Source organism: Erythrobacter sp. JB1-7, assembly GCF_057365015.1.
Genome location: NZ_CP200291.1, coordinates 1,981,601 through 1,993,958, shown reverse-complemented (window position 1 = coordinate 1,993,958; position 12,358 = coordinate 1,981,601). Strand labels below are relative to the sequence as shown.

8 protein-coding genes are annotated in these 12,358 nt (G+C 57.3%); 5 read left to right on the top strand and 3 right to left on the bottom strand.

Features of this window, described 5'->3' with window-relative positions; translation table 11 throughout:
• The first annotated feature begins 81 nt into the window (after positions 1–81).
• The 3 genes from AC0V6W_RS09660 (at position 82) to AC0V6W_RS09650 (ending at position 3,929) form a co-directional block, all read left to right on the top strand.
• Complete coding sequence (locus tag AC0V6W_RS09660) at positions 82–1,515, top strand: sensor histidine kinase (RefSeq protein WP_486149466.1); 1,434 nt, start codon at positions 82–84, stop codon at positions 1,513–1,515.
• 105 nt (positions 1,516–1,620) lie between these two features.
• Positions 1,621–2,391: an ATP-binding cassette domain-containing protein gene (locus tag AC0V6W_RS09655; protein WP_486149464.1), complete on the top strand. Its 771-nt coding sequence runs from the start codon at positions 1,621–1,623 to the stop codon at positions 2,389–2,391.
• Positions 2,391–3,929, top strand: coding sequence for an ABC transporter permease/substrate-binding protein (locus tag AC0V6W_RS09650; RefSeq protein WP_486149462.1), 1,539 nt, complete (start codon positions 2,391–2,393; stop codon positions 3,927–3,929). The genes AC0V6W_RS09655 and AC0V6W_RS09650 overlap by 1 nt, the downstream gene beginning before the upstream one ends.
• Before the next feature lie 21 nt (positions 3,930–3,950).
• Here AC0V6W_RS09650 and AC0V6W_RS09645 read toward each other — a convergent pair whose 3' ends face one another.
• From AC0V6W_RS09645 to lgt, 3 genes are all read right to left on the bottom strand, one after another.
• Positions 3,951–4,382, bottom strand: a complete 432-nt coding sequence (locus AC0V6W_RS09645) for a DUF2147 domain-containing protein (RefSeq protein ID WP_486149460.1) — start codon at positions 4,380–4,382, stop codon at positions 3,951–3,953.
• A 76-nt stretch (positions 4,383–4,458) separates the two neighbouring features.
• On the bottom strand, positions 4,459–6,582 hold the full coding sequence (locus tag AC0V6W_RS09640; protein WP_486149458.1) for a class I SAM-dependent methyltransferase: 2,124 nt from the start codon (positions 6,580–6,582) through the stop codon (positions 4,459–4,461).
• Positions 6,477–7,388: a prolipoprotein diacylglyceryl transferase gene (gene lgt / locus AC0V6W_RS09635; protein ID WP_486149456.1), complete on the bottom strand. Its 912-nt coding sequence runs from the start codon at positions 7,386–7,388 to the stop codon at positions 6,477–6,479. The genes AC0V6W_RS09640 and lgt overlap by 106 nt, the downstream gene beginning before the upstream one ends.
• 210 nt (positions 7,389–7,598) lie before the next feature.
• Between lgt and AC0V6W_RS09630 the strand changes: the two genes are divergently transcribed.
• Both AC0V6W_RS09630 and AC0V6W_RS09625 read left to right on the top strand, forming a co-directional pair.
• Complete coding sequence (locus AC0V6W_RS09630; RefSeq protein WP_486149454.1) at positions 7,599–9,317, top strand: class I adenylate-forming enzyme family protein; 1,719 nt, start codon at positions 7,599–7,601, stop codon at positions 9,315–9,317.
• Between the two features lie 39 nt (positions 9,318–9,356).
• Positions 9,357–12,116 (top strand): [protein-PII] uridylyltransferase, encoded by a 2,760-nt coding sequence (locus tag AC0V6W_RS09625; protein WP_486149452.1) that lies wholly within the window; start codon positions 9,357–9,359, stop codon positions 12,114–12,116.
• Positions 12,117–12,358: the final 242 nt, after the last annotated feature.

The following is a 12,358-nucleotide window of genomic DNA, read 5'->3' as shown; positions in this document are numbered from 1 at the left end:
CCGTTTTCATGCGAAATTTGCAAACGAGCCCGCTACATTTGACCGCTTCAGGCAATCCTGTATGGCCATAGGTCACAAGCCATGCTTGATCGTCCTTCGTCCACCCCATGGCCAATAGGCGCGGCACCCAATCCAGCTTTGTGTGCAGAAGATGATCGGCTGATCGTCCTTGGCAGCTATGAATTGAATGTTCTGCACGGCGATGCGGAGCTTGCTCAGCTTTGCCAGTTTGCCGCCCATTTGTGCGATGCGCCATCGGCCGCAGTCAGCCTTGTCGAAGCCGAGCGGCAAGTTTTCATCGCGCATGAAGGGATGAGCAGCAATGAAACTCCGCGCTCCATCAGCGTGTGCGCGCATGCCATGGCGGGGGGCGACATTCTCGAAGTGCCCGATTGCACCGCTGATCCTCGCTTTGCCGAATTCGCATCGGTAACTGGCGACGCGCATTTGCGCTTTTACGCAGGCGCCCCGCTGATATCGACCGAAGGCGCACCTTTGGGCGCGTTATGCGTAACCGATGTCGAACCCCGCCCGGAAGGCCTGAGCGAATTGCAACGCGAAGGCTTGTGGGTTCTGGCGCAAAGCGTCAAACGCCGCATCGAGGCCCACCGCGAAGCGGCACGCTCAATCGCTGAAATAAAGACCGGCGCTGATCGGCTGCAATTCATGCTGGATAGCGTGCCCGATATCGCCTGGTCAGCAGCGCCCGGCCCCAAATGGGATTACTTCAACGCCCGCTTTACCGAAGTCACCGGCTTGCCCCCGCGCCAAACAATCGAAGACTGGCGCGAAGTCATCCATCCGGAAGATTTCGAAGCGAGCTTGGTCAAATTCGGGGAAGCGCTTGAAACCGCTTCTTTCTTCGAAGATGAATGGCGATTGCGCCAAGCCGATGGCAGCTATCGCTGGGTCATCTCGCGCGCGGTGCCATCAACCGATGATCCCGCCACCGCGCGCTGGTTTGGCACTTTGACTGATATTGATGATCGCTACCGGATCTCGCAAGAACGCGAATTGCTGGCAGGCGAGTTGGCCCACCGGATCAAGAACATCTTTGCGGTCGTCACCGGGCTCATCACTTTGCGCGCGCGCGGCGATGACAAGGTCGAAGCGTTTGGCAAAGACATGGCGGACAATATCCTTGCCCTTTCCCGCGCGCAGGATTTCTCGCTCAAGGCGGAACAGCTCGACGATTACAAGCTCACAAGCCTTCTGGAATTGCTAATGGCACCTTATGGCGTGCCGGGCTCTGATGTTGTGACCATTTCCGGCGGAAACATAAAAGCGGGCCGCAAAGCGTCCACTCCGCTTGCATTGGTGTTCCACGAATTGGCGACCAATTCCGCCAAATATGGCGCGTTCAGCGCGCCTGAAGGCCAGGTCGCAATCAACATTGAGGGCGACATTGTTAGCAAGACGGGCGACGACGCTGTCACCATCCATTGGCGCGAAAGCGGGGGCCAGCGTTTAAGCCGCCCTTGTCCAAAGGATTTGGCACCCGGCTCATCGAAATGACGATTGGCAATCAATTGGGCGGGATCATCGAACGCGAATGGGAAGAGGGAGGCCTGCATGTCTCCATCACAATTCCGCGCGACCGAATAGAGCGCTAAACCTTCAATGCCCGCCCTTTTGACCTTTGACCAAACCGAGCGGCGCTATGGCCCGGCAGGTGACGTCATCGCGGTTGGCGGCATATCCTGCGATATCGAAAAGGGATCGTTTGTTGCGCTTGTCGGCGCATCAGGATCAGGCAAGTCAACTTTGCTCAAAATGGTGAACACGTTGGTTGTGCCCACCGGTGGACGCGTGCTTTTCGCAGGTGAGGATGTGACAGGTTTTCGCCCATCCAAGCTGCGCCGCCGCGTGGGTTATGTGTTTCAGGGGATCGGCCTGTTCCCGCATTTCAGCGTGGGCGAAAACATCGCCATAGGGCCAAAACTGGCAGGCGAAACCTTGTCAGACGCGCGTATCGCTGAGCTTTTGCAACTGGTGGAGTTAGAGCCTGCGATGGCGCACCGCATGCCCGATGCACTGTCCGGCGGCCAGCGCCAGCGCGTCGGCGTTGCGCGCGCGCTGGCAGGTGATCCGGAACTGCTGTTGATGGACGAACCCTTTGGCGCGCTTGATCCTATCACCCGCGATGCTCTGGGCGAAAAAGTGCGCGAACTGCACGAGACATTGGGCCTCACCACTATCATGGTCACGCATGACATGGCTGAGGCCTTGCTGCTGGCAGACAGAGTGCTGGTGATGGATGCCGGCCATTTGGTTGCCGATTGCACCGCGCGCGAATTGCTCGCCGGAAAAGGCGGCGATATCGCCCAAGGCCTCGTCGCAGTCCCGCGGCAACAAGCGGCCAAGCTCAAATTGATGGAAAGCGGCGCCTAGTGGAAAGCTTTGGCGAGATATTGCTGGGCTTGGGCGATAAACTGGCAGCGCATATCGTGCTGGCAGCAAGCGCGATTGGTCTTGGCATTGCGGTGGCTTTGCCGCTGGCGGTTTGGGCCAGCCGGTCTTCAGCAGTGGCGCGCATCGCGCTTGGATTTGCCAGCCTTGTGCAAACGATCCCTGCTCTGGCTTTGCTGGCGTTGTTCTTCCCAATCCTGCTGTCCCTTCGCGCGGTGTTTGGTGAAGGTCTGCCAACTCTGGGATTCTTGCCTGCTCTTCTCGCATTGGCGCTGTACGCGCTGCTCCCGATCCTGCGAAACGCTGTCACCGCGCAGGCCAATCTTGATCCCGGCGTGCTCGAAGCAGCCGACGGCGTAGGCATGACAAGCTGGCAAAAACTCACTCTGGTCGAAGCGCCATTGTCTGCGCCTTTCATCATGGCCGGTATTCGCACAGCCAGCGTATGGACCATCGGGGCCGCGACGCTTTCAACGACAATCGGCCAGCCCAGCCTTGGCGATCCGATCTTTGCAGGGTTGCAGACGCAAAACTGGGCGCTGGTGCTGGCAGGATGCTTTGCCAGCGCTTGTCTGGCGCTTATTGCGGATATGCTGCTGGGCATCGTTGAAAAGGGCCTCGCCGCCCGCCGCAAATGGCAATATTACGGCGGCATGCTGGCCGTGGCCCTTGGGCTTGCCGCAGCCTTTGCCTATCAATCAGGCAGCAAAAATGATGATGCCATCGTGATCGCGTCTAAGCAGTTCTCCGAGCAATATATCCTGGCCCAATTGATCGGCGCGCGGTTGGAGGATGCGGGATACGCCGTTGAATATCGCGATGGGCTGGGATCAGCCGTCGTACATTCCGCGCTTGCCTCTTCCAATATCGATATCTCGGTTGATTATACCGGCACGATCTGGACCAACGAGATGAAGCGCACCGATCAGGTGCCGCGCGATCAAATGTATGAAGCGATTGTCCAATGGGACCGCGAAACCAATGGCGTGCGTGTCTTGGGCAGGCTTGGGTTTGAAAACGCCTATGCTTTTGCGATGCGGCAGGACCGGGCAGCTGAACTGGGCGTCACTTCGCTCGAAGATCTGGTGCCGATTGCCGGGCGTCTGACGATAGGCGGCGATCCCGAATTTTTTGAGCGGCCCGAATGGATCAATGTGCGCGATGCTTACGGCCTCAAAGTGGGCGAAACCCGCAATTTCTCGCCCACTTTCATGTATAATGCGCTGAAATCGGGCGAAGCTGACGCAATCAGCGCTTACACATCTGACGGGCGGATTGCCGCTGATCGGCTGATTGTGCTGGACGACCCACGTGAGGCATTGCCCAGCTATGATGCGATGCTGATGATGTCACCCCGCATCGCCGAGGATGAAAAGCTGGTCGCAGCGCTAGAGCCGCTGATCGGCGCAATATCGGTAGAAGCCATGCGCGAGGCAAACTTTGCCGTGGACCGCGAAGATGATGGCAAGATGTCGCCCAAAAGCGCAGCGGAGGAACTGGCCGCGCGGATCGGCCTTTAGCGCGCAGCCTTTACAGCCGAACTATTTCGCCCGGCGCCAGATTTGCGTCTGACAAAACGGCCCAATGCACCCTTTTACCTCGAGTGTGTTCGGCCCCTTACGGCGCAGGACAGACCGATAGCTTTTGCCGGTATTGGGATCATAAATCTGACCGCGCCAAAGCGTTGCTTCTTCTTTGAAACCGCTCAGGACAGGCAATCCGAGCAATTTGCGCTTTTTCTTCTTAGGATCGGGATTGTAGATATCGCGCTGGTCCTGACCATCGGGCGGTGTGATGAGAAAGCGCGCGATCTTGCCGCAGTTCGTTTTGCCGCATTTTGAGATAACGACCACTGCATCCTTGTCCTGCGTCACCCAGCGCCCATTTATCGGTTCCGCCGCCAAAGCGGGAACAGCGCTTAGGAAGAACGCCGCCATTGCGCTCATAAATCCAGCCAATAATCGCGCGCGCATTCATCACCTCATTTTTTGTGTTCCGGCTCATATACGCGCAATTGGCACGGTGGGTTACACCGGATCCATCCCGCCCCTAGTCAAAGCCATGGCCAATAGGCCAGCGCCTGCCGCATATGCCAAGCACTTTGAAGAGCACTCCCATGCCGCCATCTTCGACCAGGCGGTCGCGCTGGCGCTGCACTTTGTCAGCCTCGCCGGGATTTTTGCGCTGCAAAGCTTCGGTCCGGGTATCAATCCCCATTTGCCGCAGCCATTCGCCCTGCATTTGCAGGCCCATAACTTCGGCGCCGTTCTTTTGCGCAACCTGCCCCAAAAGTTCAAAATCGACATGCGCGGTCAGGTCAGCAAGGCCGGGATGATTGAGCGGATCGACTTTCTTGTGCTCCTTGAGCGCTTGCAGGGTCGACCCCGCGCGCAGTTCAAGCGAGCCGTAATCGATGATTAGCGCGGCCCCGCCCTGATTGGTCAAGCGGGTCGCTATTTCGGTCATAACGGCGGTTGCCGCCGGGCTGGTTTCAATCATGGTCCCCTGGCTTGCGCTTTTCCAGCTTGGAGGGACAACATCGTCCATCGGCTTGTCGCCGGCAACAAACACCAGCCGGTCATCATCAAGGCCCACCATGCGTTCATGCCAGCCCTGTGCAGAGCGCACCAGCTGATGGATCGGCAGCGCATCGAAAAATTCGTTCGCGACAATCAGCAGCGGGCGATCCTCAGGCAGGCTCGACAAATCATTGTGAAACTGCACTTGCGGAAATTCGGCGCGCTGAATTTTGCGCAGTTCCATCGAAGTTTCAACGAAATGCAATTGCGGGTTAAAGCCATAGCGGCTCGAAGTGCGCAAAATATCTTTCATCAAAGTACCGCGCCCAGGGCCAAGCTCAACCAGATGAATGCGCTCAGCAGAGCCCATTTTGACCCACAGATCCGCCAGCCACAATCCAATGAGCTCGCCAAACATCTGGCTGATTTCGGGCGCTGTGATGAAGTCGCCTGTCTCGCCCAGCGGATCACGGCTGGTGTAATAGCGCGCATTGCTCTCGGCCATGTAATGCGCAAGGCTGATGGGACCGGTTTCGCGGATCAGGCGGCGGAACGTATCGCCCAGATTCTCGGCTTTCGCTTTGGCTTCGGCCTCATCTGCCTTGGCCTTTTCTAGCGAGGCCTTTTCTAGGGCAGCCTCTTCTGCGGCGGCCTTTTCTGCCGCAGCTTTTTCCGCAGCGGCCTTTTCGGCCTCCTTCCGGGCCTTCTCCTCAGCGGCGGCTTTTTTCTTGGCGGCGGCCTCAGTTCGGGCGGCCTCCTTGGCCTTTTTCTCTTCCGCCGCTTTGGCCGCGGCAGCGGCGGCTGCAGCGGCTTCCGCTTTCTTGCGCTCTTTTTCTTCAGCTTTCGCCTTGGCAGCTGCCTCTTTCTCAGCGCGCTCCCTCGCTTCGGCCTCGCGCTTGGCTTTGGCTTCGGCTTCACGTTTGGCCTTGGCTTCAGCTTCGCGTTTGGCTTTTTCCTCCGCCTCGCGGCGTGCTTTTTCCTCAGCTTCCTTGCGGGCGCGCTCTTCTGCTTCGCGCTTCGCTTTTTCTTCCGCCTCTTTTTTAGCTTTAGCTTCCGCCGCTATGCGCGCTTTCTCTTTTGCTTCAAGCCGCGCTTTTTCTTCAGCCTCGCGGCGAGCCTTCTCGGCAGCTTCGGCCTCTTCCTTCAGGCGGGCTTTTTCCTCGGCTTCTTTCTTTGCTTTGACCTCAGTAGCCCGGCGAGCTTCTTCTTCCGCCGCCTCGCGCGCGCGCCTTTCGGCTTCTTGCTTGGCTTTGGCCTCGGCCTTCTTTTGAGCCTCTCGCTCCGCTTTTTCCTCAGCCTCCCGCCTGGCTTTGGCCTCGGCTTCGCGTTTCGCCTGCTCTTCAGCCTCGCGTTTTGCTGCCGCTTCGCCTTTCAGCCGCGCGTCTTTGTCTTTGTCGGCTTTCTTGGTTGCCGATCCAGCCTGTGGACTAATATTTGCGAAAGCCGGCTCCAGCGGGATTTCGGTGACGCTCCCGTCTGGCTCAATCAGGCACAGACCGGGTGGCGCCCACGCATGGGCATCATCTTTGGCTCCGGCAAAAGCGCTGATTACGCCGTGTGCGGATTGCTCGCCGCTCCCGTCCCCACCGGCCCGCGGGTCAGCGCGTAAAGCGTTACAATCAATCCAATCAAGATCAGGGGTATTGTCAGCCATTGGCCCATCGATAGTCCGGTTTGCACTGCAAAGTCTGACAATTGACTGTCAGGCTCGCGGAAGAATTCATTCACGAAACGGGCAATGCCCATCATCAGGGTAAACACCCCCACCAGCAATCCGGGACGATAGCGTGCGCGGGTTTTCCAAAACATAAACATCAACACAAGAAACGGTATCAAGCCTTCAAGAGTGGCCTGATACAATTGACTGGGATGGCGCGCGATGTCGCCGCCACTGGGAAAGACCATGGCCCAGGATACATCGGTTGCGCGTCCCCACAATTCGCCATTGTTGAAATTGGCAAGCCGCCCCAGCAAATGGCCCAGCGGATAGGTGATCGCGATGTAATCACAGACTCGCAGGAACGACAATTTGCCGCGCCAGCAGACAAAGGTGATGGCCAGAACAACGCCAATCACGCCGCCATGAAACGCCATGCCGCCTTCCCACACTTCGAGCAATTTCCATTTAAGGAAGCTGTCGCCGGTAAAATCGGTAAAGACGCTTGGGGTGTCAGCCGCCCCGCCCGTGTAGAAGGCGGCATAACCCAGCCTACCGCCGATAATCACGCCCAAAGTGCAATAGAAAAACAAATCATCTGCGTGCCGCTGCGCCATGGGTGCGCCGGGTGCCTTGATCGATTTCGACAGATGCCAATAGGCAAATACGACCCCGATCAGATATGCGAGCGAATAATACCTAAGCTCAAACCAGCCGATTTTGAACAAAGCCGGTCCCAAACTGTAATCCGACCACATCAGCGGGGCAGCCGCATCCGCGCTTGCAGCAAGTAGTGACAGCACTGATATTACCTCTTATTAGCTTGGCAACGCGGCATTTGCAGCGTGATCTTTAATTTGGCTCTTGGCACAGCATGAAGCCAGGGGAAAGCCCACCTCTGCCAAGGCAGGCGCACGGGCCTGCTGAATAAAGATAACGTAAGCACAAGGTGTCAGTGCAAATGTGCCAAAAAGCACACAAGCACATATGGGATTTACAGGAGAGAGAAACATATGCCCACTCAGCTGGATAATGCGCTTGAGGCAATCATTGGCGAATTGACGAAAGAAGGCATGCCGTTTGCCACAGTGCCGTTTGATCGGGACGGCACCAGCGTGCCCGCTTTTGCGATGGCTCCGCCGACAATGGCGCATTATTTCGCGCATTTCTGTAATGAACACAAGGATGTGCCGTTTCTGGTGGATGGCGATATCCGCCTGACATTTGGCGAAACTTATCAAGCCGCCGTGTGCGTGGCGCAGGGACTGGCCATCAAGCACGACATCCAAAAAGGTGACCGCGTCGGGATTGCCGCGCGCAATTCAGCCAATTGGATGATCGCTTACATGGGCATCGTGATGGCCGGCGGGTGCGCCACGCTGCTTAACGGTTTCTGGTCTGGCGAGGAGCTGGCTTACGGTATTCGCCTGGCTGAATGCAAAGCAGTGCTGGTCGATGCGGGCCGGGCCAAGCGGCTCGAAGGTCAGGACCATTCCGCGCAGCTGGTGATAATGGATCACACCGCGCCCGCTGATGGATTGGCCAATGTCTGGGCTATGCCGGATGCAGACAATCCCTCTGTAGCAATGGCCATGCTGGGCCAGCTTGGCCCTGATGATTTGGCCTCCATTCTTTACACATCAGGATCAACCGGCCAGTCCAAAGGGGCTTGGTCCGATCATCGCGGCGTTGTTGCAGGCGTGATGAGCTATGTCGCGCAAAGCGCCATGGCCAAGGTCCTGCTGGAAAAACAAGGTGAAGATATGAGCGCGCAGCCCTGCGCGCTGGTTGCCGTTCCTCTGTTCCATGTCACAGGCGAAGTGCCATTGTTCCTCCAGTCCTATGCGATCGCGCGCAAACTGGTGTTGATGCCCAAATGGGATGGCGAAGAAGCGCTGCGATTGATGGCGGAGGAAAAGGTCACTTATTTCGTGGGTGTGCCTTTGATGAGCTATGAAATCGCGACTCATCCCAACCGCGAAAAATACGACCTGTCAGCTTGCAAAAGCTTTGCCGCAGGCGGTGCGCCGCGCCCGCTTGAGCATGTAACCAAGATCAAAGAGGCGTTTCCCGGCGGCTTCCCGCTGCTGGGCTATGGCCTTACCGAAACCAATGCAGTGGGCTGCGGCAATTTTAACGAAAACTATCTGGCCAAACCGGGATCAACCGGGCGCGCATCACAGCCTATCGTCGAAGTGGCGATCCTTGATGATGATGGCAATCAGCTGGGGCAGGGCGCCGTGGGCGAAGTCTGCATCCGTTCCGTCGCCAATTTCCGCGGATATTGGAACAACGAAGAAGCGACCGCTGCCGCCTTTACTGCCGATCAGTTCTTCCGCACCGGCGATCTGGGCTATCTGGACGAGGACGACTATCTGTTCATCGTTGATCGCAAGAAAGACATCATCATCCGCGGCGGCGAGAACATTTCGTGCATCGAAGTGGAAGACGCCGTCTATGCCCACAATGACATCGCCGAATGTTCCGTGTTCGGCCTGCCCGATGACCGAATGGGCGAAGTTCCCGCTGCTGTGTTCCGCGTGAAAGAGGGCCGCGATGCAATGGCAGCATCTGATCTGCGCGAATTTCTATTGTCGCGCATTGCCCCGTTTAAAGTGCCGCTGGAAGAGCATATTTGGGTGGTGACCGAAACTCTGCCGCGCCTGGGCACGCAAAAGATTGACAAGAAATCCCTGCGCGAAGCTTACACAAAACAGCTCGCTTCGGCGTAATCTCGCCCGCATTTTCCGCTTCAATAAGGGGGACCATAGATGGCAATAACCCGTGTCCCCCGTCAGCGGGCAATCATTGACCGGCGCGCTTTGGTCGAACAGATCGCGCAAATCGCAGCGGCTCAAAAGGATGGCGCCCGCCCGGCCGTACTCGAATTGCTGCGCGGCGCGCTTGATGCGGGGCGCAAGGAATTGGCGCACCGGCTTTCGCAAAAACCATCGACGGGCCATGAATGCACGCTTGGCTATTCGTTCCTGACCGATCAGCTTATCCGCTTGATTTACGATTACGCGGCGAGTTACCTGTTTCCTGCCAGCAACCCCACCGCAGCCGAACGTTTCGCCATTCTTGCGGTTGGCGGATATGGCCGCGCTGAAATGGCGCCTCATTCTGATGTTGATATCGCCTTTATCACTCCGATGCGGCGCGCGCCCTGGTGCGAACAGGTGATCGAGGCGATGCTGTATCTTATGTGGGATTTGGGCCTGAAAGTGGGCCATTCCAGCCGCACTATCGCCGATACCACGCGCATGGCGAAAGAAGATCTGACGATCCGGACCGCTTTGCTGGAATCGCGCCTCGTCTGGGGGGACGCTGACATTTATGAAGAAGCGCGCCAGCGTTTCTGGAGCGAGATTGCGCGCGGGAGCGAACGCCAGTTCCTCACGGAAAAACTGGAAGAGCGCAATCAGCGCCACAAACGCATGGGCGACAGCCGCTATGTCGTGGAGCCCAATGTGAAAGAAGGCAAAGGCGGCCTTCGCGATCTGCAAACGCTTTACTGGATCGGCAAATACACTCACCGGGCAGAAACAGCTGCGCAATTGGTCGATATCGGCCTGTTTACGCCAGCAGAATACCGCAGTTTCCGCCGTGCAGAAGGGTTCTTGCTCGCGGTGCGCTGCCATATGCACATCATCACTGACCGAGCAGAAGACCGCCTGACATTTGATCTTCAGCGGCAAGTCGCCGAAGCGATGAATTTTGCCGAACGCCCCGGCAAAAGCGCGGTTGAACGCTTCATGCAATATTACTTCATGCAGGCAAAGCGCGTGGGCAGCCTGACAGGAGTGTTTCTGTCGCATCTCGATGAGGCCATGCCCAAGCCCAGGGTGATGAGCGGTTTCTTCGCTGGGTGGAACCAGAAGCCGCGCAAGCTTAAGGGGTATGTTGTTGAGGCTGGCCGTATCCGCGCGCCGGGCGACAGCTGGTTTGCCGATGATCCGGTGCGGTTGATCGAGGTTTTTCAGCTCGCCGAGGCAGAAGGCCTCGAAGTCCATCCCGATACGATGCGGCAAGCAGGTCGGGATACCAAGCTTATCACAGCCAAAGTGCGCAAAGACAAACGCGCCAATGCTCTGTTTCTCGATCTGCTGGCCGGGCGCAAGGATCCTGAAACGGCGCTGCGCTGGATGAACGAGGCGGGCGTATTCGGGCGCTTCGTCCCTGATTTCGGGCGCGTCAATGCGCAGATGCAGTTCGATATGTACCACCACTACACCGTGGATGAACACACGATCCGTGCCATCGGCTTGCTGTCTCAGATAGAGCGGGGCCTGCTGAATAAGGATCACCCGCGCGGTGCGAAGCAAATCCACAAAGTGGCGTCACGCAGAGCAATCTATGTCGCGGTTCTGTTGCACGATATCGCCAAGGGGCGCGGCGGGGATCATTCGGTGCTGGGCGCTGAGGTGGCTTACAAATTGTGCCCTCGCTTTGGCCTGGATGCCAAGGAAACCGATCTGGTTGCGTGGCTTGTGCTGCACCACCTCTTGATGAGTTCAACCGCGCAAAAACGCGATCTGACCGATCCAAAGACCATCGAGGATTTTGTCGCAGAAGTTCGAACGCTCGAACGGCTGCGCAATTTAGCATTGCTGACTGCGGTTGACATCCGCGCCGTTGGTCCCGGCACCTGGAACAGCTGGAAAGGGCAATTGCTGGGCGAATTGTATGACGCAGCGCAGGAACGGCTGCGGCTTGGTCATATGCGGCGGGGGCGCGATGAAAATGTGGCGGCCAAGAAAGCCGCGGTTGCCAAGGCGCTTGGCGCGCAGTCACACCTTGTCAGCGATATCGGCGATTTGATGGCCGATGCCTATTGGATTGCGGAACCTGAAGACATTATCTCCAGCAACCTCGTTCAATACGAAGCCGCCCAGCGCGAGAATGGGCACCTTTCCGTGCATTGCGATGTCGATGAAGAACGCGGCGCCACTTTGGTAAGCATCATCGCGCCCGATCACCCCGGTTTGTTTTATCGGATAGCCGGCGGCATTCATCTGGCGGGCGCCAACATTCTGGATGCGCGCATTCACACCGCGCAAAACGGCTATGCGTTCGACAATTTTCTGGTTCAGGACCAGCTCGGCCAACCCTTCTGCGAGGCCTCGCAGATTGAACGGCTGAAGAAAGCCATTGCCGATGCACTAATGGCCAAGATCGAATTGGTGCCCAAACTGGCCGCCAAGCCGCTCAGCCATTCACGCGCGAAGACTTTCGATGTCGAAACCCGCGTCAATTTCGATAACACCGCCAGCAATCACTACACCGTGATCGAAGTAACTGCGCGGGACCGCGCTGCGCTGCTCAACCGGCTTGCCTATGCGCTGTATCAATCGAACCTGATCGTCCAGTCCGCTCATATCACCGCCTATGGCGAAAGCGCGGCGGATACGTTTTATGTAACGGACCTGACAGGTGCAAAGGTAACAGCGCCAGCCCGACTTGCCGAAATAGAGGCAGAGCTCATCAACGCGGCAAGCGATGAAAAGCAGGAAGAATTGGAGCAGGCGTGAACCAGATACTGCGCGGTTAAAGTAAGTTGCAAAAGGGATACATAGCTACGGCATTCGGCGGTCACACCGCCAATGAACTGGCGCGATTCAGCCAGTGCGCGTAGTTTTGTAAAGGCTTGTTAAGGTTACGAGCGGAAGAAGCCTACCTTTAAGTCACCACACAAAGTGTGGAACTTGCAACACTACGGATGAGGATACCCTGATGGTTCACGCTAAATCTGCGTTTAGTTTGTCATGCGCTT

Coding starts and splice junctions, on each gene's coding strand:
- AC0V6W_RS09660 (WP_486149466.1), top strand. CDS start 82: ATGCTTGATCGTCCTTCGTCCACCCCATGGCCAATAGGCGCGGCACCC.
- AC0V6W_RS09655 (WP_486149464.1), top strand. CDS start 1,621: ATGCCCGCCCTTTTGACCTTTGACCAAACCGAGCGGCGCTATGGCCCG.
- AC0V6W_RS09645 (WP_486149460.1), bottom strand. CDS start 4,382: ATGCGCGCGCGATTATTGGCTGGATTTATGAGCGCAATGGCGGCGTTC.
- AC0V6W_RS09640 (WP_486149458.1), bottom strand. CDS start 6,582: ATGGCTGACAATACCCCTGATCTTGATTGGATTGATTGTAACGCTTTA.
- AC0V6W_RS09630 (WP_486149454.1), top strand. CDS start 7,599: ATGCCCACTCAGCTGGATAATGCGCTTGAGGCAATCATTGGCGAATTG.
- AC0V6W_RS09625 (WP_486149452.1), top strand. CDS start 9,357: ATGGCAATAACCCGTGTCCCCCGTCAGCGGGCAATCATTGACCGGCGC.